The organism is Methylomarinovum caldicuralii, from assembly GCF_033126985.1.
GTDB lineage: Bacteria > Pseudomonadota > Gammaproteobacteria > Methylococcales > Methylothermaceae > Methylohalobius > Methylohalobius caldicuralii.
In genome coordinates this window covers 705926-730503 of sequence record NZ_AP024714.1, presented here as the reverse complement: position 1 = coordinate 730503, position 24578 = coordinate 705926, and the positions used below count along the sequence as shown (strand labels likewise).

The 24578-nt window shown below is 62.4% G+C and carries 23 protein-coding genes, 2 tRNA genes and 1 pseudogene; 24 read left to right on the top strand and 2 right to left on the bottom strand.

The features are described from left to right. Positions 1 to 38: 38 nt before the first annotated feature. Genes mtnA through MCIT9_RS03820 form a run of 5 tightly spaced genes read left to right on the top strand, consistent with a single transcriptional unit; the run spans position 39 to position 2899 of the window. The gene (mtnA, locus tag MCIT9_RS03840) at positions 39 to 1076 is read left to right on the top strand and encodes an S-methyl-5-thioribose-1-phosphate isomerase (RefSeq protein ID WP_317706095.1); all 1038 of its coding nucleotides are present in this window, start codon (positions 39 to 41) and stop codon (positions 1074 to 1076) included. Further along, complete coding sequence (locus MCIT9_RS03835; RefSeq protein ID WP_317706094.1) at positions 1076 to 1540, top strand: tRNA (cytidine(34)-2'-O)-methyltransferase; 465 nt, start codon at positions 1076 to 1078, stop codon at positions 1538 to 1540. Before mtnA ends, MCIT9_RS03835 begins: the two co-directional genes overlap by 1 nt. 51 nt (positions 1541 to 1591) lie before the next feature. Then, positions 1592 to 1819, top strand: a complete 228-nt coding sequence (locus MCIT9_RS03830) for a hypothetical protein (protein ID WP_317706093.1) — start codon at positions 1592 to 1594, stop codon at positions 1817 to 1819. Beyond that, a complete protein-coding gene (locus MCIT9_RS03825; protein ID WP_317706092.1) occupies positions 1807 to 2196 on the top strand; it encodes a type II toxin-antitoxin system VapC family toxin in 390 nt (129 codons plus the stop codon). The genes MCIT9_RS03830 and MCIT9_RS03825 overlap by 13 nt, the downstream gene beginning before the upstream one ends. A 4-nt stretch (positions 2197 to 2200) precedes the next feature. After that, a complete protein-coding gene (locus MCIT9_RS03820; RefSeq protein ID WP_317706091.1) occupies positions 2201 to 2899 on the top strand; it encodes an SDR family NAD(P)-dependent oxidoreductase in 699 nt (232 codons plus the stop codon). Here MCIT9_RS03820 and MCIT9_RS03815 read toward each other — a convergent pair. Together MCIT9_RS03815 and MCIT9_RS03810 are read right to left on the bottom strand one after the other, a co-directional pair. Beyond that, entirely contained in the window at positions 2894 to 3712 is an 819-nt protein-coding gene (locus MCIT9_RS03815) for a hypothetical protein (RefSeq protein WP_317706090.1), read from the bottom strand. The genes MCIT9_RS03820 and MCIT9_RS03815 overlap by 6 nt on opposite strands. Positions 3713 to 3778: 66 nt before the next feature. Next, positions 3779 to 6283 carry a glycogen/starch/alpha-glucan phosphorylase gene (locus MCIT9_RS03810; RefSeq protein WP_317706089.1) on the bottom strand — a complete coding sequence of 835 codons (2505 nt, stop codon included), beginning with the start codon at positions 6281 to 6283 and terminating at the stop codon, positions 3779 to 3781. 146 nt (positions 6284 to 6429) lie between these two features. On the opposite strand from MCIT9_RS03810, the gene MCIT9_RS03805 reads away from it, so the two are divergent. From MCIT9_RS03805 to pglZ, 19 genes and pseudogenes are all read left to right on the top strand, one after another. Continuing rightward, positions 6430 to 6506 (top strand) — tRNA-Arg (locus MCIT9_RS03805). A gap of 26 nt (positions 6507 to 6532) precedes the next feature. After that, positions 6533 to 6608: transfer RNA gene (locus MCIT9_RS03800), tRNA-Asn, on the top strand. Between the two features lie 404 nt (positions 6609 to 7012). Next, positions 7013 to 7708 (top strand): hypothetical protein, encoded by a 696-nt coding sequence (locus tag MCIT9_RS03795; protein ID WP_317706088.1) that lies wholly within the window; start codon positions 7013 to 7015, stop codon positions 7706 to 7708. Positions 7709 to 7745: 37 nt separating this feature from the next. Further along, positions 7746 to 7988, top strand: a complete 243-nt coding sequence (locus MCIT9_RS03790; protein WP_317706087.1) for a VrlD — start codon at positions 7746 to 7748, stop codon at positions 7986 to 7988. A gap of 2 nt (positions 7989 to 7990) precedes the next feature. Continuing rightward, positions 7991 to 9304, top strand: coding sequence for a glycoside hydrolase family protein (locus MCIT9_RS03785; protein ID WP_317706086.1), 1314 nt, complete (start codon positions 7991 to 7993; stop codon positions 9302 to 9304). Positions 9305 to 9615: 311 nt separating this feature from the next. Further along, complete coding sequence (locus MCIT9_RS03780; RefSeq protein WP_317706085.1) at positions 9616 to 10761, top strand: amidoligase family protein; 1146 nt, start codon at positions 9616 to 9618, stop codon at positions 10759 to 10761. Beyond that, the gene (locus MCIT9_RS03775; RefSeq protein ID WP_317706084.1) at positions 10758 to 11285 is read left to right on the top strand and encodes a DUF5049 domain-containing protein; all 528 of its coding nucleotides are present in this window, start codon (positions 10758 to 10760) and stop codon (positions 11283 to 11285) included. The genes MCIT9_RS03780 and MCIT9_RS03775 overlap by 4 nt, the downstream gene beginning before the upstream one ends. Continuing rightward, positions 11285 to 12067 (top strand): class II glutamine amidotransferase, encoded by a 783-nt coding sequence (locus tag MCIT9_RS03770; RefSeq protein WP_317706083.1) that lies wholly within the window; start codon positions 11285 to 11287, stop codon positions 12065 to 12067. Before MCIT9_RS03775 ends, MCIT9_RS03770 begins: the two co-directional genes overlap by 1 nt. Further along, on the top strand, positions 12064 to 12642 hold the full coding sequence (locus MCIT9_RS03765; protein WP_317706082.1) for a gamma-glutamylcyclotransferase family protein: 579 nt from the start codon (positions 12064 to 12066) through the stop codon (positions 12640 to 12642). Before MCIT9_RS03770 ends, MCIT9_RS03765 begins: the two co-directional genes overlap by 4 nt. 110 nt (positions 12643 to 12752) lie before the next feature. Beyond that, positions 12753 to 13013 (top strand): helix-turn-helix domain-containing protein, encoded by a 261-nt coding sequence (locus MCIT9_RS03760; RefSeq protein WP_317706081.1) that lies wholly within the window; start codon positions 12753 to 12755, stop codon positions 13011 to 13013. Positions 13014 to 13030: 17 nt separating this feature from the next. After that, positions 13031 to 13507 (top strand): BREX-3 system P-loop-containing protein BrxF, encoded by a 477-nt coding sequence (brxF, locus tag MCIT9_RS03755; protein ID WP_317706080.1) that lies wholly within the window; start codon positions 13031 to 13033, stop codon positions 13505 to 13507. Between the two features lie 37 nt (positions 13508 to 13544). Further along, positions 13545 to 13652: pseudogene (locus tag MCIT9_RS03750) on the top strand (hypothetical protein); the annotation flags it as partial. Between the two features lie 46 nt (positions 13653 to 13698). Next, positions 13699 to 14079, top strand: coding sequence for a DUF6079 family protein (locus MCIT9_RS03745; protein WP_317706079.1), 381 nt, complete (start codon positions 13699 to 13701; stop codon positions 14077 to 14079). A gap of 2 nt (positions 14080 to 14081) precedes the next feature. Next, complete coding sequence (locus MCIT9_RS03740) at positions 14082 to 17057, top strand: type I restriction endonuclease subunit R (protein ID WP_317706078.1); 2976 nt, start codon at positions 14082 to 14084, stop codon at positions 17055 to 17057. Continuing rightward, positions 17044 to 18321, top strand: a complete 1278-nt coding sequence (locus tag MCIT9_RS03735; RefSeq protein ID WP_317706077.1) for a restriction endonuclease subunit S — start codon at positions 17044 to 17046, stop codon at positions 18319 to 18321. The genes MCIT9_RS03740 and MCIT9_RS03735 overlap by 14 nt, the downstream gene beginning before the upstream one ends. Before the next feature lie 3 nt (positions 18322 to 18324). Then, positions 18325 to 19455: an AAA family ATPase gene (locus MCIT9_RS03730; RefSeq protein ID WP_317706076.1), complete on the top strand. Its 1131-nt coding sequence runs from the start codon at positions 18325 to 18327 to the stop codon at positions 19453 to 19455. Beyond that, a complete protein-coding gene (locus tag MCIT9_RS03725; RefSeq protein ID WP_317706075.1) occupies positions 19452 to 21083 on the top strand; it encodes a type I restriction-modification system subunit M in 1632 nt (543 codons plus the stop codon). Before MCIT9_RS03730 ends, MCIT9_RS03725 begins: the two co-directional genes overlap by 4 nt. After that, positions 21080 to 22408, top strand: coding sequence for a helicase-related protein (locus tag MCIT9_RS03720; protein WP_317706074.1), 1329 nt, complete (start codon positions 21080 to 21082; stop codon positions 22406 to 22408). Before MCIT9_RS03725 ends, MCIT9_RS03720 begins: the two co-directional genes overlap by 4 nt. Further along, positions 22401 to 24137 carry a BREX-3 system phosphatase PglZ gene (gene pglZ / locus MCIT9_RS03715; RefSeq protein ID WP_317706073.1) on the top strand — a complete coding sequence of 579 codons (1737 nt, stop codon included), beginning with the start codon at positions 22401 to 22403 and terminating at the stop codon, positions 24135 to 24137. Before MCIT9_RS03720 ends, pglZ begins: the two co-directional genes overlap by 8 nt. The last annotated feature ends 441 nt before the right edge of the window (positions 24138 to 24578 follow it).

Sequence of the window (24578 nt, the reverse complement as noted above, 5' to 3'; positions counted from 1 at the left end):
TTTCAGAGCCGACAGACTTTAGCACGGAAAGCCGCGACATGCATCCATCCGCACACGACCGGGTCCGTCCCCTGCGTTGGACCGGAACCGCTCTCGAAGTGCTCGACCAGCGCCTGCTGCCCGACCGCTGCGCGTATCGCCGCTGCACCACCGCCGCCAAAGTGGCCGAGGCCATCGCCGCCATGCAGGTGCGCGGGGCCCCCGCCATCGGCATCGCCGCCGCCTACGGCGTGGTCCTGGCGGTGTGTCAGCGCTTCCGGGAGGCGCCGCAAACCTGGCGCCAGGCCATCGAGGCCGATTTCGAACGCTTGGCCCGTTCCCGCCCCACCGCGGTCAACCTGTTCTGGGCCCTGGAACGGATGCGTCGCGTGGTGCTGGCGGCCGAAGGGGATCCCTGCCCTGCCGCGCTTGCCGAAGCCGAAAGGATCCATGCCGAGGATGTCGCCGCCAACCGCCGCATGGGGGAACTGGGGGCCGAGGTCATCGGCGACCTGAGCGGCATTCTGACCCACTGCAACACCGGCTCCCTGGCCACCGGGGGGTTCGGCACCGCCCTGGGGGTGATCCGTACCCTGTGGCAGCGGCAACCCGGTTTCACCGTCCACGCCACCGAAACCCGCCCCTGGAACCAGGGCGCCCGTCTGACCCTGTGGGAACTGGAGCAGGACGGCATCCCGGCGATGCTGATCGCCGATTCCGCCGCCGCCTTCCTGATGCGCCAGGAGCGGGTCCAGTGGGTGGTGGTGGGTGCCGACCGCATCGCCGCCAACGGCGACGTCGCCAACAAGATCGGCACCTACGCCCTGGCGGTGGCGGCGCGCCGTCACGGGGTGAAACTGATGGTGGTAGCGCCCACTTCCACCATCGACTGGAACACCCCTCACGGCGGTCTGATTCCCATCGAGGAACGCGATCCGGCCGAACTGCTGCCGGCCTACTACCAGCGGGAGGACAGCCTGGCGGGCGCCTGGAATCCGGTCTTCGACGTGACCCCGGCCGATCTCATCAGCGCCATCGTCACCGAGAAAGGCGTGGTGCGGCCGGGCCGGGATACGCTGGAGACCCTGCGGGACTGATGTTCGACGTCGTCCTGCTGGAACCGGAGATCGCCCCCAACACCGGCAACGTCATCCGCCTGTGCGCCAACACCGGCTGCCGCCTGCACCTGATCGAACCGCTGGGTTTCGATCTGGAGGAAAGGAAACTGCGCCGCGCCGGTCTCGACTACCACGATCTGACCGTGGTCCGCGTCCACCGCAGCTACGCCGCCTTTCTCGATGCGGTCGCCCCGCACCGGATTTTCGCCTTCACCACCAAGGCCCGGCGCCGGCACACCCAGGCGGCTTTCGAACCCGGCGACGCCCTCCTGTTCGGCCCGGAAACCCGCGGTCTGCCGCCGGCACTGCTGGAAACGTTTCCCGAGGGGCGGAGGCTGCGCCTGCCGATGGTGCCTTCGAGCCGCAGTCTGAATCTGTCCAACGCCGTGGCGGTGGCGGTTTACGAAGCCTGGCGGCAGCAGGGGTTTGGCGGGGCTTGCTGATAACGTACGTTGGCGATAAGATGGCGTACGAATCAAACGGATCGCTATTTCATGATCGAAGCGTTCACACCCTCCCGGTTACGGGCGAATCTGTACCGCATCCTCGATCGCATCCTGGAAACCGGCCAGGCGGTGGAAATCAAGCGCAAAGGGCGGCGCTTGCGCATCGTCCCTGAGCGGAAGATCAAACTGGAACTGCTCAAGCCCCATCCGGATTATCTGAAAGTCCCTCCCGATGACATCGTTCACATGGACTGGTCGGAAGAATGGCGTCCCTGATTTATCTCGACACCCATGTGGTCGTGTGGCTGTATGCCTTGGGGAAAGACGCCGTCCCTCCGTTGGTAATGGAAAGATTGCTGGCGACCGAGGAAATACGCATCTCGCCGATGGTTCGGCTGGAATTGCAATATCTGTATGAGATCGGGCGCGTCTCCCAGCCGCCTTTGCCGGTACTGGACACTTTGACCACAGCCCTCGATCTGCAATTTTGCCCCGCCCCTTTTGCGGCGGTGATCAGGGAGGCGGAATCCCAAACCTGGACCCGTGATCCTTTCGATCGCCTCATCGTCGCGCAGGCAGCGCTTTTCGGTGCCATGCTGATCAGCAAGGATTCCACGATTCAGGATCACTATCCACACGCTTTCTGGGAGTAAGTCCATGGCCAATCTCCTCATCACCGGCATCGGCTCCGGCCTCGGCAAGGCCCTGGCCGGGTATTATCTGAACCGGGGCGATCGGGTCTTCGCTCTCAGCCGCCATCTGCCCGACGATCTTGCCGGCCGTCCCGGACTGCGCTTCCAGCCCTGTGACCTGCAGCAGTTGGAGGCGGTCGGCCCGGCCCTGCACAAGCTGCTCGCCGACGCCGAGCGGCTCGATCTGGTGATCCTCAACGCCGGGGTGCTCAGCGCCATCAAGGACATGACCGCAACCCCGCTGTACGAAATCGACTGGGTGATGACGGTCAACGTCTGGGCCAACAAGGTGCTGCTCGACACCCTGATCGACCTGGGGCTGCCGGTGGAGCAGATCGTCGGCATTTCCTCGGGGGCGGCGGTCAACTGCAACCGGGGCTGGAACGCCTATTCCCTGTCCAAGGCCGGTCTCAACGTCCTGCTCAAGCTCTACGCCCGCGAGATGGCGGGCACCCACCTTACCGCCTTGGCGCCGGGCATCATCTGGACCCCGATGCTGGCCAAGGTGGTGGAGACGGCGGACACGGAGAAATACCCTTCGGTCAGGCGCATCCGGGAGGTGGAGAAGCTGTCGCCGGAGGAAGCGGCCGAACGGCTCGCCGCCACCTTCCCCCGGCTCAAGGAATACGAAAGCGGCTCGTTCCTGGACGTGCGCACCCTATGAGGCGGGCTCGGCTTCGGCGGTGATGCCGAACACGTCCAGGTCGATCAGCACGAAGGCGGCCAGCCACAGGAAGGAATCCCAGAAATCCAGGAACTCCCCCTTGACGCCCCAGAAAACCGCCCCGCCCAGCAGCCCCAGGTAAAGGACCGCCTTGATAATCTCGCTGGTCTTGAGCACCCAGCCTTTGAGTCTGTCCCGCTCCTTGAGGTAGACGTCCAGTTCCAGGATGGCGACCACCAGAAGCCAGGTGGTGGCATAGAGCACGTCCACCCAGGCCATGAAACGGGTCTCCTCCAGGGTCGCCGGGTCGGCGACGATACGGGTGCCGGCGATCAGCGCCAGGGGCAGCTCCCGCAGACGCTGGCAGCTTGCCGCATCCAGGGGTAGGTATTCGTCCAGTCCCTGCAACCAGGTGTAGCCCCGCCCTGCCAGTTCGCAGACATCGGCCGCCGGCAGCGGCGCCGTGTGCGTGAACAGCAGGTATTTGGCGATGTAGCCGTAGTAGGACGACAGCACGAAGAAGTAGCACACCGCGCGGATGCCGTGGAGCAGCCACGACACCCGGCCGCGGAGCTTCTCCGGCGGCAGCCACACGGTTTCCACCTCGAAGCACAGCAGCAGCACCAGCCACGAGGTCACATCGATAGTGATGGCGAAGCTCTCAACGAACTGGTGATAGCTGAAGCCACCGCCCAGAATCTGGCGGCTGGCGGCATAGTCCTGCTGGAAGTACTGCCAGGCATCGTAGGCCAGCAGCAGATAGATCAGGTATTTGAGGGTGTGGAAGACGGTCGTTCTGGACAGGTGCGTCATCGCCTTTCCCCACGAAAAAAGGCGGACCGAAGCGGTCCGCCTTCCTGATGGTTGCGGCCGCCGCGGTCAGCGCAGCTGATGCAGCGGTGTCAGCTTCCAAATGTCCTGATTGTATTCGCTGATGGTGCGGTCGGTGGAGAACCGCCCGCTGGCGGCGGTGTTGAGAATGCTGGAACGGGTCCAGGCCTTCTGATCCCGGAAGCGGGCGGCGGCCTGCTTCTGGGCCTCCACGTAGCTGCGGAAGTCGGCGGCGGTCATCCACGGATCGTGGGGGTTTTTGACCGAGCCGATGATGTCGTCGAAGATTCCCGGTTCGAAGCGGTTGAAATGACCGGTTTCCAGCAGGCGCATGACCCGGCTCAGATCCTCGTCGCGGTTGATGAAAGCCATCGGATCGTAGTGGCGGCGCATTTCCTCCACCTGCGCGGCGGTGAGGCCGAAGAGAAAGAAATGCTCCTCGCCCACTTCCTCGAGGATCTCGATGTTGGCGCCGTCCAGGGTGCCGATGGTCAGGGCTCCGTTCATCATGAACTTCATATTGCCGGTGCCCGAGGCCTCCTTGCCGGCGGTGGAGATTTGTTCCGACAGATCGGCGCCGGCACAGATCACCTCCATCGCCGAGACCCGGTAGTTGGGCAGGAACACCACCCGCAGCAGCCCTTCGGTGTCCGGGTCGCTGTTGACCACCTGGGCGACGTTGTTGATCAGCTTGATGATCTTTTTGGCCATCAGGTAGCCGGGGGCGGCCTTGCCGCCGATGATCACCGCCCGCGGGGTCCAGTCGGCCACGTCGCCGCGCTTGATGCGGTCGTACAGGTGGATGACGTGGAGGATGTTGAGGAGCTGGCGCTTGTACTCGTGGATGCGCTTGACCTGGACGTCGAGCATGAAGTTTGCGGGGATTTCCACGCCGGTTTCCCGCGCCACGAAGTCGATCAGCCGCTGGCGGTTATGCTGGCGGATTTCCTGCCAGCGCTTCTGGAACTTGGGTTTGCCGGCCAGCGGCGCCAGTTCCCGCAGGCGGTTCAGGTCGGTGACCCAGCCCTCCCCCAGCGTCTCGGTGATCAGCGCGCTCAGCTCGGGGTTGGCCCAGGCCAGCCAGCGCCGCGGGGTGATGCCGTTGGTCTTGTTGTTGAATTTGTGGGGCCACAGTTCGTAGAAGTCGCGGAACAGCCCCTCGGTGAGCAGGCGCGAATGGAGGGCGGCGACGCCGTTGACCGAGAAGCTGCCGACGATGGCCAGATAGGCCATGCGCACCTGGGGTTCGTGCCCCTCCTCGATCAGGGACATCCGCGCCAGGCGCTCGCCGTCGCCTGGCCAGCGTTTGTCCACTTCAGCCAGAAAGCGGGCGTTGATCTCGTAGATGATTTCCAACAGCCGCGGCAACAGCTGCCGGAACAGCCGCACCGGCCACTTCTCCAGCGCCTCCGGCAACAGGGTGTGGTTGGTGTAGGCCATGGTGCGGGTGGTGATGCTCCAGGCCTCGTCCCAGCCCAGCCCGTGCTCGTCCATCAGCAGGCGCATCAGTTCCGGCACCGCGATGGCCGGGTGGGTGTCGTTGAGCTGGAAGGCGTTCTTGTCGGCGAACTGGCTGAAATCCTCGCCGTGGGTCCAGACCCAGCGGCGCAGCACGTCCTGCAGGCTGGCCGAGGCGAGGAAATACTGCTGGCGCAGGCGCAGTTCCTTGCCGTTCTCGCTGGTATCGTTGGGGTACAGCACCAGGGAGATCTGCTCGGCCGTGTTCTTTGCTGCCACCGCCTCGGGGTAGTCCCCGGCGTTGAATTCCTCCAGGTCGAACTCGTCGGTGGCCATGGACTTCCACAGCCGTAGGGTGTTGACGGTGTCGTTGTGGTAACCGGGGATCGGCACGTCGAATGGCACAGCCAGGATATCGTGGGTATCGACCCAGCGCACCCGCTGGATGCCGCCGTTGCCGTCGCTGATGACCTCGGTGCGGCCGCCGAAGCGTAACCGCACGGTCAGTTCGGGCCGTTCCAGTTCCCAGACGTTGCCGTTGCGCAGCCAGTGGTCCGGCTCCTCCACCTGGTAGCCGTTGTCGATCACCTGGCGGAACATGCCGTATTCGTAGCGGATGCCGTAGCCCATGACCGGCAGTTCCAGGGTGGCGCAGCTGTCGAGGAAGCAGGCCGCCAGCCGTCCCAGGCCGCCGTTGCCCAGTCCGGCGTCCGGCTCGATCTCGATCAGCTCCTCCATCTCGATCCCCAGTTCGTACAGCGCCCGGGTGGCGACGTCCTTCAGCCCCAGGTTGAGCATGGCGTTGCCCAGGGTGCGGCCGAGGAGGAATTCCATCGACAGGTAATAGGCCTGCTTGCACAGAGAAGTGCTGCACAGATGGCGGGTATCGCGCCAGCGCTCCATGATGCGGTCACGCACCGCCAGCCCCAGGGCGGTGTAGGCGTAGTGGGCCGAGCGGCAGTCGCGGTCGCGGCCGAGGGTATAGTTGAAGTGGCGCTTGTAGTCGCGCTGAATCGATTCGGGATCCATCCCCAGCGGTTCCAGTTCGGTGATCGATTCACAGGGTTGGCTTTTGACCAAAGGTTGCACGGGCATAGGCGATTTCCGCTAAGGAGTTGATGAGTTGATAAGGAAAAACTTCCATTGTAAGCAATCCCGGGTGTTCGTGCCAAACCTCATATACGGAAAAAAGGTTGACAATCTGGAAACGAGTGCTTATATTTACGCACTCTCTGAACGCAGCGCCCGTAGCTCAGTTGGATAGAGTACCTGGCTACGAACCAGGTGGTCGGAGGTTCGAATCCTTCCGGGCGCGCCAATTGTAAGATACAATTCAGTTTCCACTCCCCGGTAGCTCAGCTGGTAGAGCAGGTGGCTGTTAACCACCGGGTCGGCGGTTCGAGTCCGTCCCGGGGAGCCAGATTACAATCCGCCAATTTGGGCGGTTCTTGGTTGACGCGAGACCCCGTCGGGATGACCCGGCGGGGTCTTTGCTTTTCTCCTTGATTGACTCGGGCCGTCCCTGGCCCTCGCCCCTTGCGGGGCGCGCCTTCGGCGCGTCCAAATCGGCCCTCCTGCCGATTTGTCACGCGGACTTACGGCCCCGCGTACATCCCCCTTGATTCTCCGGTTCGAGATGAAGCGCGTGGGGTCCAAGCGCAACCCCCAGGGTTGCAGGCGCAACCCACGCATATCCTCTTCGAACTCTCCGATTCTCCGTTTCACAGCCCGTCTTGTTTAACAGCCAGGTTGCAGGCACGGAACAAAGGATAGCTCCTTTTGGGGATATGATCACACGGGACCCAACATTCCACCGAGAACCGGGTGATCTCCGCCATCGGAATCTACTTCACCCGCAAGGACGCTTCCATCCCGGTCACCGTCCAGATCCGGGGCGTGACCACTGGCCTGCCCAACGAGGTGGTCCTGGCCGAAAAGGTGGTCTCGCCCGACGAGGTCAACCTGGGCGCGGAGACCAAGGTGGTCTTCGACGACCCCTTCTACGCCGAGGCCAACACCAGCTACGCGGTGGTGCTCCTGACCAACAGCACCGAGTACCGCGTGCGCATCGCCACGCTGGGCCAGATGGGCCAGAACGGCGTCATCACCCGCCAGACCTACGCCGCGGGCGTGCTGCTGGAGAGCTCCAACGCCGAGACCTGGACGCCCCTCAACGGCTCCGACCTCACCATGAAGATCTACGGCTACGACTTCCAGCCCACCGGCGAGGTCCGCTTCCTGCCCGTCACCGGCGTGCAGTTCTCCGACCTCAACCTGGACGAGTACTCCTCCATCCCGGAAGGGACCGGCATCGTGTGGGAATACTCCAACGACGGCGGCGCCACCTGGGAGCCGATGTCCATTGAGTCCACGCGGGAGATCGACCAGGAATGGACCGAGTACACCCTGACCCGCACCTTCTCCGACCCCACGGGAAACAAGGTCCGCTACAAGGCGGAGATGACCGGCAACAACCTGGTCTACCCGCGCATCCACACCCTCGGGGCGACGTTGAGCTGACGGAGGGAGCCGCATGATCGTCCGGCGACAAGGAGACATGACCGAGTTCATCCCCTCGCCCCGTGAGAAGCGGGAGGGGCTGATCCGCGACCACGCGCTCGAGCTCCTCGCCAACCTGGACGCCCGGCTGCGCCGCATCGAAAAGGCGCTCGGCCTGCCGCAGGAAGGCGCGAGGGCCTTCGCCGACGTCATGGCGCGTATCCGGCGCGAGGAACAGGAGACGCGGCTGATCAACCGGAAGCTGATGGACGCCGGGATAGCACACGGAGAGGAAGTATGACCATGAGCATCACCATCCAGAGCAACACGGACACCGTCCTGGAACTGCCCGGCCTGGCGGGCACCCTCGGGCCGGGGAAGACCGTGGCCGTACCGGCCATGACCGAAGACCTCGTGCGGGCCGTGGACCTCGGGCTCCTGCTGGTCCCTTCCGGGGCCGAGCCGCCGCCCGGGCTGCCGCCGGTGCTGTTCGAGCACCACTACCCGCACGTGCTGCCGCTTTCGGCCGACCGCGCCTACTACGTGCGGGTGCTCCGCGCACCCGGCGGCTTCCACGACGGGACCCGACCCAGGGACTTCGTGGCCTACTACGGCGACGGAGACGGCATGAGCTGCGCCTTCTCCGACGACGGGCTCGCCTGGGACAACGAGAAGAAGGTCTCCGGCATCGCGGAGAGCGGCTACCACGTGGTCTGCGCTCTCGAGACCCCGGACCGCCTGCGCATCCTCTACTGGGACCCGGACGTCCCCGACCAGCCCTACAACATGGCCGGTCTGAGGACCGCCGCGTGCAACCCGAAGACCGACGCGGCCGCCTTCACGGAGGACGCGGCCTGCACCGGGAACCTGGTCACCGCGGGCGGCGATCCCGCCTGGAACCGGGGGCACTACGGGCCGTCCTTCCTCTGGTACAACCCGGAGCCCACGTCCATCCCCGGCAGGCCATTCACCTGGCGCTACGCGCTCCTTTTCATCGCCACCACGGGCGGCAACGACAGCCTCGGGCTCGGGTGCTCGGACGACGCACTGGACTGGCGCCTGTACGGCGACGGCCCCGTCCTCTCCGGTCTGGTCGACACCCAGCCCTGGGAGGGCGACAACGGCTACGTCTCCGCGGCCCACGTGGAGCGCCTGGCCGACGGCCGGTGGTGGATGCTCTACTCCGGCGGCCCGGCCGGGAACGCCGGCATCGGCTACGCCTGGTCCTGGGACCGCATCCACTGGACGAAGGCCGCCTTCAACCCCGTCTTCCGCGCCGGCGGCGGGCCCTTCCTCGAGCGCTGCTACACGCCCAGCCTCGTGCGTGACGCCGACGGCTCCCTGCTGCTCTACCGCTCGGGACGCGACGACGCCTCCTACCGCACCTTCGTCTCGCGCCTCAGGGCCCAGACCCTCGACTGGCAGGACCTGCTGGCCGCCGACCACCTGGGCCAGGGACTCGCCCCCCGGAGCGCCGTCCGGCGCGGCAGGGGTTCCGAGGCCGAACGGGACGCCGCCATCCCCAACCCGGCCCTGGGCGACGAGTGGTTCAACACCGACCTCTCCGGCGGCGGGAAGTGGGAGAAGTTCACCGGGACCGATTGGAAGAGGACCTGAGGGCTGTTCTTTTTCCCAGGTCTCCCGAACACCCGCCCCGGGCAAGGGACCGCGCAAACCCCGAGTTTGATGCTCGCCGTCCCTGGCTCGCACCCCTTCGGGGCGGCCTGGCGGCCGTCCAAATCCGCTTTCCTGCGGATTTGTCCGCCGGTTGCGGCCCGATGTACAAAACACGTTGAAAACAAAGGACTTATCTTCGACGAAACCGGCGGAATCGCCTTGCTTTCTGTTCGGAAAGAAGCCTGTATGTGTGTGAACACGCGCCGGAACACCTTGCGGCGCAACGGCTTACAGAAGGCAAGGAGACGACGATGGACCTTCGGGAAATCAGTTTCGGAGTCGAGATCGAGACGGTCAAGCGCAGGCGCGAACGGGTGGCCCGGGCCATCCAGCCGGTGGTGGGCGGCGAGGTGCGCCACGTGGGCAGCCCGGCCTGCTTCGACCCCTGGGAGGTCACCGACACCCAGGGGCGCGTCTGGAAGGTGGTGGCCGACGGCTCGCTCATCAACGTACCCGGCCACCTGCGGGCCGAGGTGGTGAGCCCGGTCCTCGCCTACGAGGACATCCCCACCCTCCAGGAGGTCATCCGGGCGGTGCGCCGCTGCGGGGTCAAGGTGGACGAGAAGTGCGGCATCCACATCCACGTGGACGCCCGGCCCTTCGACGGGCGGACCCTCGCCAACCTCGCCAAGATCATCTACAAGCAGGAGGCGCTCATCCTCACGGCGCTCGGAGTCAACGAGAACCGGCTCCGCAACTACAGCAAGCCGGTGAGCGACAAGCTCATCAGGAAGATCGAGCGCAGCCGCCCGCGGACCAAGGACCAGCTCAACCGCATCTGGTACGGCTACCACAACCGCCGGCCCCAGCACTTCGACTCGACCCGCTACTACGGCGTGAACCTGCACAACGTCTGGTACCGGGGCACCGTGGAGTTCCGCTGGTTCGAAGGGACGCTCCACGCGGGCAAGGTCCGAGCTTACATTCAGCTGGTCCTGGCCGTAGCCGCCAAGGCCCTGAACGGTCGGGCCGCTTCCAGCCGCAAACGCAGCTACGACCCGCAGAGCGCCAGATACGACTTCAGGGTTTTCCTCCTGCACCTGGGACTCATCGGCGACGAGTTCAAGACGGCGCGCAAACATCTTCTTGCCGCTTTGCCGGGCGACTCGGCATTCAAGCGAGGAAGACCCAAACCCGAACAACAAACCGCCACCAAGGCGGAATCTCCCACGGAGGCCGGGCCACACAATTCGGCAGGACAGCCGAATTGGACGTGCCGAAGGCACGCCCGAAGGGGGCGAGCCATGGACGGCGAGCATCAAACCCGGCCTCCGGCGTTTTACAAGCCACGTCCTGTGGCTCGCCCTGCGGGCCCGCCTGCGGCGGTTCAAATCCGCTGTCCTGCGGATTTGTCAGGGGACGAACCTGCGGTGACGGATGATGGAGGTACGTCATGAAGGTTCTCATAAAGAACACCGCCCTGGACGGCCGCCCCCTCGATGGTGACGGTGAAGTTTTCACCGGCCGGTCCCCTCTCGATGTGGTCCTGGCCATGAAAGGGGCGACCCTGTTTTCCGACCATCGGGATTGCGAGGACTACATCGACATGGTCCTGCGCAACGCCAAGATGCTGGCCGGTATCGAACTGGTGGTCAAAGGGGAAACCATCGAGGAGAAGGCCGCGTCCTTCCTCGACGCCCTCGTGGCCGGCGGCCTGGCCGAGTTCCCGGACGACACCGCAAAGGAGGAAAGCACGGCGCGCCGGCACGTGCCCGGGGTGCGCGTTCCGGCGGCGGTGCTGGAGGGCATCCTGGCGGTGCGCCGCTGCGGCCTCACCAACATGCTGGACCGGCCGGTGGTGGCGGACCTGGCGGAGAAGCTCGGCTTCCCCGATGCCGCCCGCTGGATCGAGACCCATCCCAGGGACTACGCCGAGGGCGTGTTCCGGGGCTTCGAGGCCGAAGAAGGAGGTGGGCGCTGATGTGCGGGCTGGCGGGCGTCATCTTCGGGAAGAAGCGGCGGCGCGCCGAGGAACGGGAGTACCTGGCATGGCTCTTCACGCGGCTGCTGGTCATGAGTGAATGCAGGGGTCCTCACGCCACGGGTGTCGCCTGGCTCAACCGCGACGGCGAACACCGGCTCTTCAAGCGGCCGGCACGCGCCGGGCAGTTCGTTACGGACAAGGCATATCAAGAGGTATTGTCCGGCATCGACAATCGCACCACGATCCTGCTCGGACACACTCGGTGGCGCACCCGAGGGGATGAGCGCATCAACCGCAACAACCACCCGATCCGGGCCGGCGACGTCATCGGAACCCACAACGGCACGATCTACAACGCTGGCTACCTTTTCCGTCGGTTCAAACTGCGGCGCTTCGCCCAGGTGGACAGCGAACTGCTTTTCCGCCTGGCCCACAACGCCGTCCGGGACGACCGGATTGATATGGAGAGGTTCAGGGCGCGCCTGGAGCTCTGCCGGGGCCAGTTAACGGCGGTGCTCGCGTCCCGGCTCGATCCCGAAACCATCCTCGTGCTCAAGGGGAACAAACCGCTCGAACTGCGGGCCCACCGCCGGTACCGGGTGGTGCTCTACGCCTCGGACCCCGCCTTCCTGGACGCCGTCCTGACCGACGAGCGCGGCTGGCGGGAGCTGCCTGTTCCTGCCATGAGCATGGTTGTGTTCAGGCACGAGGATCTTATGGAGTTCTCGAGGGAGTCTCTCGAGTTCATCGCTCAGGCAAAAAGGGGGAAAGCACCATGACAGAATCGGCAATGAACCGAAGAGAACAGTCAATGAATCCCAATGAACCATCGAAGGAGAACACAACAGGCATCCTGAGACTCTTCGTCTACGGCACCCTCAAGCGGGGCTACTGGAACCACGACCGCTTCTGCCGGGGCGCGCTGCATGTACAGGAAGCTGTGGTTCGCGGCCGCCTATACGAGATGCCCTCCGGTATCCCCGTCCTGGAGGTGCCCGAGACGGACATCCTGGCCCACGGCACCGCCGACCCGCTCGCCGACGTGGCCACACAGGCGCGCCTGGCCGCGGAGTTCGCCGCACGCGCCGCACACCCCGACCCCGGGGAGAACGGCGCCCCGGGCGGCCGCTGGGGCCCCGTGTACGGCGAGCTCCTGACCTTCGACGATCCCGAGACCCGCCTCCCGGCCATCGACCGCCTCAAGGGCTTCCTGCCCGGCGGACTTTGTCTCTACGAACGCGTTCTCGTTCCGGCAGGTATTGAACGAGGCATGTTCCCGGCCTGGCTGTACCACGGCGGTGCCCGGCAGTGGCATGCCATGCGGTATCTGCCGACCGGTATTTGGATGGATTGAGGACGACGTCGAGAAAATCGCTTGACAGCAACTGACAGCAACTGTAAACTACGAGCTTGGTATGAGGTATAATTCGAGAACTATGCCTTGCGGCCAGAGAGGTGCTTCCGATGGATGAAAAACCAGGCGCCGTCCTGACCATTGACGAGTTGTCTGCCTACCTGAAGATACCGAAGTCGACGCTCTACAAGCTCGTTCGGGAAGGCAAAGTCCCGTGCCAGAAGATTGGCCGCCATTGGCGCTTCCGCAAAGTTGCCATCGACCGCTGGTTGGAAGAGACACACGGCGATACGACAAATCGGCAGGACAGCCGATTTGGACGTGCCGAAGGCACGCCCGAAGGGCGAGGGCCAGGGAAGGCCCGAGTCTAAGACGGAGGAAACGAGTAATGGCGGAGCCCTTGGCGGATCAGGTCCTGCGAAAGATCGGCGAGGTGTGCTCCCTCTATCACCGCCTGATCCTGATGGTGGGCCCGGCGGGAAGCGGGAAGACGTCCGCGTTGCAGGAGGTGTCGGCCTCGACCTCCGCACCGCTCATCAACGTCAACCTCGAGCTGTCTCGCCGGATGCTGGACCTGACCGGACGGGGGCGGGCTCTGCAGCTACCGCGGCTCTTGGGCGAAATCGTGGGTGAAGCCACAGGCGAGCTGGTTTTGCTCGACAACATCGAGATCCTTTTCGATGTTCACCTGAAGCAGGATCCTTTGCGTCTGCTTCAGGGATTGTCCCGGAACAAGACGGTCGTGGCCGCCTGGAACGGATCCATCGTGGATGGTCACATGACCTACGCCGTCCCGGACCACCCCGAATACCGCCGCTACCCGATTCGCGATTTTCTGGTGGTGAGTCCCTCGGTGACGACATGAAGGAAACAAGAAGCGAAGCTGCAAGGGGGCATGTGCAATGAGATACAAAGACCTGATCCAGTTCGAGCCCATCGAGTCCGTAGTCCAGCTACGGGATGCCGATGAGGCCGCTGCTGCCCGCCAGTTGGTCAGCACCTATGTCATCTCCGACGAGATGGCAGAGAAGCTGACCGGTCTTGTGATCCCCCAGCTTGGAGGCCATCTTCGACAGCCCCCGTTTCGCCTTCGTGGCCGACAGCATCCGCCGGGTCAAGGACCGCTTCGAGCAGATCCTCATCGCCCGCAAGGACGTGAAGTTCGTCGTCGCCGAGCGCCTGCTCAAGAAGACCGGCGAGCAGCAGGTCAAGATCCGCGAGTACCTCACACCGTTCGCCAAGTTCTACGGCCACATGAACGGGGAGCTGCGCGACGCGCTCTGTCTTTACCAGCCCGGCATCGAGGACCTGGGCGGAGACCCGGCCGACGACCTCCTTTTCCAGGTGGAAACTGTACCGATTCAAGCCTTTTATCCGCCAGGTCGCAAGAATATTTCCGACGAGGCGCTAGCAGTGAATGAACTGAGGACAGCATGAGCATGAATGTGTTGAAAGAACAAGAAATAGAAACCCAACTCATAGAGAAGCTGAAGGCGCTCAAATACACCTACTGCCCCGACATCCGCGACCGCGAGGCGCTGGAGCGCAATTTTCGCGAGAAGTTCGAATCGCTCAACCGGGTGACGCTGACCGATAGCGAGTTCCAGCGCCTGCTGGACGAGATCGTGACGCCCGATGTCTTCGCAAACGCTGAGCGCCTGAGAAACCGCAATACCTTCGAGCGTGAGGACGGCACCCCCCTGCACTACCAGCTTGTCAACCTCAAGGACTGGTGCAAGAACACCTTCGAGGTCGTCAACCAGCTGCGCATCAATACCAAAAGCAGCCATCATCGCTACGACGTCATCCTGCTCATCAACGGCCTGCCGTTGGTGCAGATCGAACTGAAATCGCTCCAGGTCTCGCCGCGCAAGGGGATGCAGCAGATCATCGACTACCGCAACGACCCCGGCAACGGCTACACCAACAGCCTGCTCTGCTTCATGCAGTTGTTCATCGTCAGCAACCGCAGCCAAACCTGGTACTTTGCCAACAACAATAACGAGCACTTCGCTTTCAATGTGGAGGAACGCTTCCTGCCGATTTACCGCTGGGCTGCGCCCGACAACAAGAAAATCACCCACCTCGACGCCTTTGCGGATGCCTTCCTCGCCAAGTGCACCCTGGCCGAGATGCTCAGCCGCTACATGGTGCTCATCCAGAATGAGCGCAAGCTCATGATGATGCGCCCTTACCAGATCTATGCCGTCAAGGCCATCGTTGACAGCATCCACGAGAACCGGGGCAACGGCTACATCTGGCACACCACCGGCAGTGGCAAGACGCTGACCTCCTTCAAGGCCTCTACCCTGCTCAAGGACAACGCCGACATCGAGAAATGCCTGTTCGTGGTCGACCGCAAGGATCTCGACAAGCAGACCCGGGAGGAATTCAACCGCTTCCAGTCGGGGTGCGTGGAGGAGAACACCAACACTGAAACCCTCGTGCAGCGGCTGCTCTCGGACGACTACAAGGACAAGGTCATCGTCACCACCATCCAGAAGCTGGGCCTGGCGCTCGATGCCAATCATCGCAAACAATACCGCCAGCGGCTGAAACCCTTGTGCGACAAGCGCATCGTGTTCATTTTCGACGAGTGCCACCGCTCCCAGTTCGGTGACAACCACAAGGCCATCCGCGAGTTCTTCCCCAGGGCCCAGCTCTTCGGCTTCACCGGCACGCCCATCTTTGAGCAGAACGCCACCTATCGGCGCATCGAAGGCGATGAGGCACGTCTGGCCACCACTAAGGACATCTTCGACAAGCAGCTGCACGCCTACACCATCACCCACGCCATCGACGACGGCAACGTGCTGCGTTTTCATGTGGACTACTTCAAGCCAAAGGGCGCCCCCGTCAAGCCGGGCGAAGTCCTCGCCAAGCGGGCCGTGGTCGAGGCGATTCTGGAGAAGCACGACGCCGCCACCAACGAGCGCAAGTTCAACGCGCTCTTCGCCACCGCTTCCATCGACGACGCCATCGAATACTTCCATCTGTTTCAAGAGATCCAGAACGAGCGGGCCGAGGCGGACGAGAATTTCATCCCCTTGAATATCGCCTGCGTCTTCTCGCCCCCCGCAGAAGGCAACCGTGACGTCGCCCAGCTGCAGGAGGACCTGCCGCAGGAGCTGGAAGACAACAAGGTCGATCCTAATCGTAAGAAAGCGGCGCTCAAGGAGATCATCGCCAACTACAACGCGCGCTATGGAACCAACCACGATCTGGCCAATTTCGACAGCTACTACCAAGATGTGCAGCAGCGCATCAAGGACCAGAAATACCCCAACAGCGACCTGCCGCGCAAGAAGAAGATCGACATCACCATCGTGGTGGACATGCTGCTCACCGGCTTCGATTCGCAATATCTCAATACCCTCTATGTGGACAAGAACCTGAAGTATCACGGCCTGATCCAGGCCTTCTCGCGCACCAACCGGGTACTCAATGACTCCAAGCCCTATGGCAACATCCTCGACTTCCGCGCACAGAAAAATGCAGTGGACGAAGCCATCGCGCTCTTCTCGGGCGAGGCGCCTGATCGGGCCAAGGAGGTCTGGCTGGTGGATCCCGCGCCCAAGGTGATCGAAAAGCTCGAAGAAGCCACGCAAAAGCTCAAGGAATTCATGGCCGCCCAAGGCCTGGACGCCCGCCCCGAAGAGGTGGCCAACCTCAAGGGCGACGAGGCCCGCGCCGGCTTTATCGAACGCTTCAAGGAAGTGCGCCGGCTCACCACCCAGCTGGGCCAGTACACCGACCTGGACGAAGAGCAAAAAGCAAAGATCGAGACGCTGATGCCCAGCGACGACCTGCGCACCTTCTCGGCCCAGTACCTGGAGACCGCCAAGCGCCTGCAGGAAGAGGGTAAAACGCGAAAGGACGACCCCGACGACCCCATCCAGCAGCTCGATTTCGAGTTCGTGCTGTTCGACTCGGCGCTGATCGATTACGACTACATCATGAAGCTCATCGCCCGCTTTAGCGGCCAGCCGCCCAAGAAGCAGAAGATGACCCGCGAGCAGCTCATGGGGCTGCTTGCCTCCAGCGCCCGGCTGATGGACGAACGCGAAGATCTGGAAGCTTACATCGCCACCCTCAAGGAGGGCGAGGGCCTGAGCGAAGAAGAGGTCCGCAAAGGCTACGAACAGTTCAAGGCCCGGCGCCAGGCCGAGGAGCTGGCTCGCATTGCCGAGAAGCACGAGCTCCCCGTCGAGGCGTTACAGGACTTTGTCGATCACATCCTGGATCGCTACATCTTCGACCCGGATGCGCTGACCGAACTGTTCCGGCCCAAGGGTCTGGGCTGGAAGGCTCGCGCTCGCGCTGAGCTGGCACTAATGGAAGACCTGATCCCGCTCTTGCGCCGCAAGGCCGAAGGGGGTGAGCTCTCTGGACTGGAGGTGTATGAAGATGCTTGAGAAGAAAAAGCCCGCCGTGCCCCGACTGCGCTTCCCCGAATTCCGTGATGCGGGGCCGTGGGAGGTGCGAACCATCGAAGACCTTTCCGAGAGAATTGCCCAAGGCGGTACGCCAAAGACGTCTGTATCCGCCTACTGGAACGGCGAAATCCCTTGGATTACGCCGGCGGAAATGGGCAACGACGCTGAGCACCACCATACGGAAAAGACAGCGCGCTCGATTTCGGCGGAGGGCCTGCGTAACTCATCGACCGAACTCCTGCCGGTCAACTCCGTAATCATCTCAAGCCGCGCGCCTATCGGATACGTCACGATCAACACGGTCGAAATGGCCACAAATCAGGGCTGCAAAGGGATCGTTCCGAAGAACGGCGTGTCCCACGAATTCCTCTATTTCAGCCTCTTGCGGGCGAACGCTCGGCTAAACGTTTTGGGCGCCGGCGCGGGCTTTAAGGAGATTTCAGCAGCGACGTTGCGGTCATTTGAGGTTCCAACCCCAACCTTTACCGAACAACAAAAGCTCGCCGATTGCCTCGGCTCGCTCGACGATCTTACTCGCGCCGAGGAGGCGCGGCTGGGGGCGCTGAAGGACCACAAGCGCGGCCTGATGCAACGCCTCTTCCCCCGCGAAGGCGAAACCACCCCCCGCCTCCGCTTCCCCGAATTCCGCAATGCGGGGCCGTGGGAGGTGCGAACCATCGAAGACCTTTCTGAGAGAATTGCCCAAGGCGGTACGCCAAAGACGTCTGTATCCGCCTACTGGAACGGCGAAATCCCTTGGATTACGCCGGCGGAAATGGGCAACGACGCTGAGCACTACCATACGGAAAAGACAGCGCGCTCGATTTCGGCGGAGGGCCTGCGTAACTCATCGACCGAACTCCTGCCGGTCAACTCCGTAATCATCTCAAGCCGCGCGCCTATCGGATACGTCACGATCAACACGGTCGAAATGGCCACAAATCAGGGTTGCAAAGGGATCGTTCCGAAGAACGGCGTGTCCCACGAATTCCTCTATTTCAGCCTCTTGCGGGCGAACGCTCGGCTAAACGATTTGGGCGCCGGCGCGGGCTTTAAGGAGATTTCAGCAGCGACGTTGCGGTCATTTGAGGTTCCAACCCCAACCTTTACCGAACAACAAAAGATCGCCGATTGCCTCACGTCGCTCGACGATCTGATCCGGGCGCAGGCCGAGAAGATCGAAGCCCTCAAGCAGCACAAGAAGGGCTTGATGCAGCAGCTCTTTCCGCAGGAGGTCGGTTGAGCCATGGCACAAGGAAATAGCGTTCAGACCTTTGCCAACCTTAACGCCCTCGCGGGCTATCTGCGCCAGCAGATCGAGGACAGGGCCAAGAAGGTCACGCTCATCTTCGCCCACAACGGCACCGGCAAGACGCGCCTGTCGATGGCCTTCAAGGAAGAGGGCAAGTCCTACGATAAGGATGGCCAGACCACGACGCGCGACACGCTCTATTTCAACGCCTTCACCGAAGACCTGTTCAGCTGGGACAACGACCGCGAGCGTGTCCTGCGAATGAATATGGCTTCCGCCTTCTTCGACGGCCTCGCCGAGCTGGAGATGGAAAACCGTATCCGCCCGCTGCTGCACCGCTATTGCGATGTCCAGTTCCAGATCGACTATGACGCGGGCACGGTGATGTTCTGGCGCGAGACCGAGAAGGATTCAGACGGCAATGACGTGCCCGTGCCGATCAAGATTTCGCGAGGCGAGGAAAACATCTTTATCTGGTGCTTCTTCCTGGCCATTGCCCAGCTCGCCGTCGACGGCCAGGAGGCCTATGACTGGGTAAAATACCTCTATATCGACGATCCGATTTCCTCACTCGACGAGAACAATGCCATCGCGGTAGCCGCCCATCTGGCGCAGATGCTCAAGGAGCAGGAGCAGCTGAAGGCGGTCATCTCCTCCCACCACACGCTGTTCTTCAACGTACTGTGCAACGAAATGAAAAAGGCGCAGCGTTACTTTCTGAACCATGACGAAGAGGGCTATCACCTGCGCGACACAAAAGACACACCTCGCTTCTACCACGTCGCCATGCTCAAAGAGCTACACGAGGCGGCGGAGACGGAAAAAGAAAAACTCTATACCTACCACTTCACCATCCTGCGTAGCATCATGGAAAAAGCCGCCACTTTCCATGGCTTCAACCATGTGGGGGATATCATCAAGCGCGATCCCGATGACGAGGATGGCACGCTGCACTTCCGCTATGTCCAGCTTCTGAGCCATGGGGGCTATTCGCTTTTCGAGCCGGTAGAGATGATGCCTGAGAATAAACGGATCTTCCGCAAGATACTGCGCAATTTTATGAATGATTACCGCTTCAACCCCGAGCTGTTTCCGGCGGTTGAAGCAGAGGAGGCAACTGCATGACAAAACAAGACCAAATACAACTGGGCAAGACGCTCTGGGCCATCGCCGATGAGCTGCGCGGCTCCATGAACGCGGACGATTTCCGCGACTATATGCTTTCGTTCCTGTTCCTGCGTTATCTCTCGGACAACTACGAGGAGGCCGCCAAGGCTGAGCTGGGCGCCGACTGGCCCGAACTGCCAGCGGATGACCGCCGTTCGCCGTTGGCGGTATGGTACGAACAGAACCCCGAAGACATCGAGGAATTCGAAAAAGTCATGCGCCGCAAGGTGCACTATGTCATCAAACCCGAATTCCTCTGGAGCTCCATCGCGGAGCTTGCACGCACGCAGAACGATGAGCTGCTGCATACCCTGCAGCGCGGATTCAAGTTCATCGAGAACGAATCCTTCTCCAGCAGCTTTCATGGACTGTTTTCCGAGATCAACCTCGACTCCGAAAAGCTCGGCAAGAACTACAAACAACGCAATGACCGCCTGTGCACCATCATCCAGAAGATTGCCGAGGGCCTGGCGGAATTTCCCAGCGAGCGCGACCTGCTGGGCGATGCCTATGAATACCTGATCGGACAGTTCGCCGCCGGCAGCGGCAAGAAGGCAGGCGAGTTCTACACCCCGCAGCAGATCTCCAGCATCCTCTCAGGTATCGTGACCCTCGACAGCCAGGAGCCTGCCACCGGCAAGCGGGACAAGCTGAACCGGCTCTATGACTTCGCCTGCGGCTCTGGCTCGCTGCTACTAAATGTCCGGCGGCACATGGGCAAGCACGGCGTTGGCAAGCTCTACGGACAGGAGAAGAACATCACCACCTACAACCTGGCTCGGATGAACATGCTGCTGCACGGCGTGCGCGATACCGAGTTTGAAATCCATCACGGCGACACCCTGGAAAATGACTGGGATATTCTGCGCGAGCCGAACCCGGCCAAAAAGATCGAGTTCGATGCCGTGGTGGCCAACCCGCCGTTCAGCTACAAGTGGAACCCCTCTGAGGAGATGGCCAAGGACTTCCGCTTCAAGGACTACGGGCTAGCGCCCAAGTCCGCGGCGGACTTCGCTTTTTTGTTGCACGGTTTCCATTTCCTCGCCAAGGACGGCACCATGGCGATCATCCTGCCGCACGGCGTTCTGTTCCGGGGGGGCGCCGAGAAAAAGATACGCACCAAGCTGCTCAAAGATGGCAATATCGACACCGTCATCGGCCTGCCGGCCAAGCTGTTCTATTCCACGGGCATTCCGGTCTGCATCCTGGTGCTAAAAAAGTGCAAACGCACCGATGACGTGCTCTTCATCAACGCTGCCGAACTATATGTCCCGGGCAAACGCCAGAATACCCTGTTGCCTGAGCACATCAACAAGATCATAGATACCTACCAGTACCGCAGGGAGGTCAGTGAGGAGCTGGATAACGGCTCCATATTCGCCTCCCGCTGCGTGAGCATGGAGGAGATCGAGGAAAACGACTTCAACCTCAACATCACCCGTTACGTGAGTACTGTCAAGCCTGAACCGGAAGTGGACTTGCAACAGGTGCACGCGGAACTCGTGGACTTGACCAGCAAGGAAAAAGAGGCGCAGGCCCGCCACAACGCGTTTCTGAGAGAACTCGGATTGCCGGAGTTGCCGTGACCGGTGCTTGCGCGGAGCGGACGCTAAGACAAAAGCCCCCTGGACTCGAAGAGCGCAAGCAGGTCCAGGACGCATTCGCCAAGGGTGCCCGCATCCTCATCTCGACGGACGCCGGTGGTGAGGGTCTCAACCTCCAGTTCTGCCATGTGGTCATCAACTACGACATCCCCTGGAACCCGATGCGCCTGGAACAACGCATCGGCCGGGTGGACCGCATCGGCCAGACCCACACGGTGCGCGCCATCAACTTCGTGTTTGAGGACTCGGTCGAACACCGTGTCCGCGAGGTCCTGGAGGAGAAACTGGCGGTCATTTTCGAAGAGTTCGGCATCGACAAGACCGGTGACGTGCTCGACTCTGCCCAGGCGGGCCAGATCTTCGATGATCTGTATGTGGAAGCCATCCTCAATCCCGATGTGGTGGAAACGAAGGTCGACGAGGTACTGAAAAGCATCCAGGAGCAGGCCCGGGAGTCCCGGCAGAGCGCTTCCGTGCTCGGCGAGACCTCGGACCTGGACCCTCGCGAGGCCCAGCGGCTGCTGGCCCACCCGCTCCCGCATTGGGTGGAGCGCATGACGGTAAGCTACCTGCAGGCTCACGGCGGCAAGGCTGAGAGAAAGAACGGCGCCTGGGATCTCACTTGGCCCAACGGCGAGCGACTGACCAATGTCGTTTTCAGCAGCAAGGAGGCTGAAGAGAAGCCTCTGAGCCGCCACGTGACGCTGGAAGATCCCAAGGTGCGTGGGCTGGCCATGCGCCTTCCTCCCTTTGCCCCGGGACAACCGGTCCCGGTCATCACGCTTCCTGGCCTTGCCCCAGAGATCATGGGTTTCTGGTCGCTCTGGCGAATCTCGATCTCGACCGCCGACCTGCCTGGCTGGCAGACAGGCTGGAATCGTCGCCGGATCATGCCTTTGTTCCTGGCCGACGACGGTCGGGTGTTTGCGCCGACTGCTCGGCACATCTGGGATCAACTGCTGGTCACGAAGCCCACGATCCTCCGGCATTTGGACGTCGAGACCTCGCATCAAGCCTTCGAGCGACTGCAGGAGGCGGCGGAACAACAGGGGAAGACGATCTACGACGAGCAGGTAGTCGCTCACCGGGAGCGCCTTGCTCGGGAGCGCGAAAAGGGCGAGTACGCCTTCGCTGCGCGACGCAGAGCCATCGAGCGCATCGGACTGCCCCAGGTCCGTAACCATCGCCTTAGACTCTTGGAGCAGGAGGAAGAACGCTTCCACGAACAACTCGAGCGCTGGGCACAGATCTTGCCGGAAATGGCGCCCCTGCTTCTCGTCCGCGTGGAGGGAGGCGCCCATGGGTAGTTGGTGTGACCAAATCCTGAGTGAGTTCACACCCCAGGTCGCCCGGCTTACCCTGGTCGCGGATCCGGATGGCCTGCTCCTTGAAGAAGGTGTCCTCGAAGGGATCCGAGAACGGGGCTTTGAGCTGATCCCGTTCGAGGATCATGTCGCCTTTCGCTATGCCTACGAATCCAAGTTCCGCTCCCGCTGGGACCGTGGCGAGAAAACCGATCTGGTGGTGGTGCTGAGATCGGCCTCACACAATCTCAATGCCTTGCCCTTTGATCTGCTGCAGGCAGGCCGTAAGCTCTCGTTCAACCTGGGCGATCTCTTCCCAAATCTCAGTTATCCCGTGGTCGCGGCGCTCGACCGGGCTGATCTCGACGCCTTGTACGATGCGCAATTGAAACACGCGCCGGGGCAGCTCGGCGACAATGCTACGAAGGATTTCGTCCTTCGTCATGTGTTCGAGATCGCGCCGGAACTCATCAAGCAGCCATCGGACCTGCTCCGGGTCTTGCTGCGCCGCCATTACCGCGGACAACGAATTCCGGCCATCCTCGATGAGCATTTCATCAAGATTCTTCGTCACAAATCGGCAGGACAGCCGATTTGGACGCCCGCAGGCCGCCCCGAAGGGGTGCGAGCCAGGGATGGCGAGCATCAAAACGGCCTGTTTGAGGATTGGCCTCTGGAAGCCATCATTCCGGACGCGCAAGCCTTCTTTGCGTTCCTGCAGGAGCGCTGGCCGGTGTTCCTGGATTCGCTCGCCAAGCCGAAGGACGATGCCGTTCCCGAGGACGCGGCGGACTACGACTTCGACCAATCTGCAGGACAGCAGATTGGGACGGCCGAAGGCCGCCCCGAAGGGGTACGAGCCAGGGATGGCGAGTATCAATTCCCAGGACCGGCGCTTTTGCCTTTCGATCACCACGATGTCCGCATTTACATCGACAACCTTTTCCTCGAGGGCCTGCTCCAGCCGGTTCCTCACGAGCAATCGCAAGCGCTCGCCAAGACCTGGGTGGCTTACGGCATCAAAGTCTCCCCCGTGGAGAACCGTCGCCGCCGCATGGAGGGGCTGCTGGATTCCATCGAGAAGACGATCCCCACGGTGCAGGCACGTCATGGGGAGTGGCTTCATTTCGCCTACCGTTGGGCGGAACTCGTCGCCTTGGAGCTGGAGCCGGACACCACCCTGCCGGAAGAATACCGGGAGCGCCTGGAAGCCTTGAGATCCCGGATCGATTCCGCGCTCACCGATTGGGTGATAAAGCGCTACGCGAGCCTGATCAACCTTCCGCCCGCGCCGCCGGTGATGCTGCATCACATCCCGCGGTACCTCGCCCGAAGCCTCGGAGACGACCGGCGCACGAAGATCGCATATCTCGTGGTGGACGGCCTCGCCCTGGACCAATGGATCGCCTTGCGCGAGGTACTCGGAGAGCAGGATGCGACGCTGCGGTTCCGTGAGGACGCCGTTTTCGCCTGGATTCCCACCATCACCTCGGTTTCCCGGCAGGCCGCCTTTGCCGGCAAGCCGCCCATCTACTTCCCGGCGAGTATCCATACCACAGACAAGGAGCCGAGCCTTTGGACGCAGTTCTGGGTCGATCAGGGGCTGACGCAGCACGAGGTGGCTTATGCCAAGGGGCTGGGCGAGTACCCGTTCATTGCGCCAGGCCAAGCCTGGAGAAGGAGGAAGTTATGTAGAAGGAAAGACATCGCTGAAACCTTCAGAGCGACCTGACAGGTGCAAGTCCTGTCCGGCCAAGGCTGGCCACCAGCCGGAACCGAGTGTTGCGTGGTCGAGGAGCGATCCCGACTGCGAAGCGTACACAGGGGGCCTGTAGGCCGCGTGATGGAGCCTCGAAAGTACGGAATGCGGAGCCGACGTTGTTGAACGGACGGAAGGCAACAGGGGTGGTGCTGTACTGGCCTGGCATCACCCCTCCGCCGGGGTCGAAGAGCGGGGCATGCAGGGCAAGGGTCGCCCAGGAACCTGGGAGGGCTCGAACACTCCCTGCGGGAAGAGCGGTGCGGGCGCCGTGTGAGAAAAGGTCCAGGCCCATCGGAGCGGTGTCCGGCCGATGGGAGCGAACGGGACACGAAGCAGGGTACCGGCGCGCGAAGGCGACGAAGCGCGCTGGGAAGGTGATCGAGCAATCGGAGCCTGCCGATAGTACCTGGG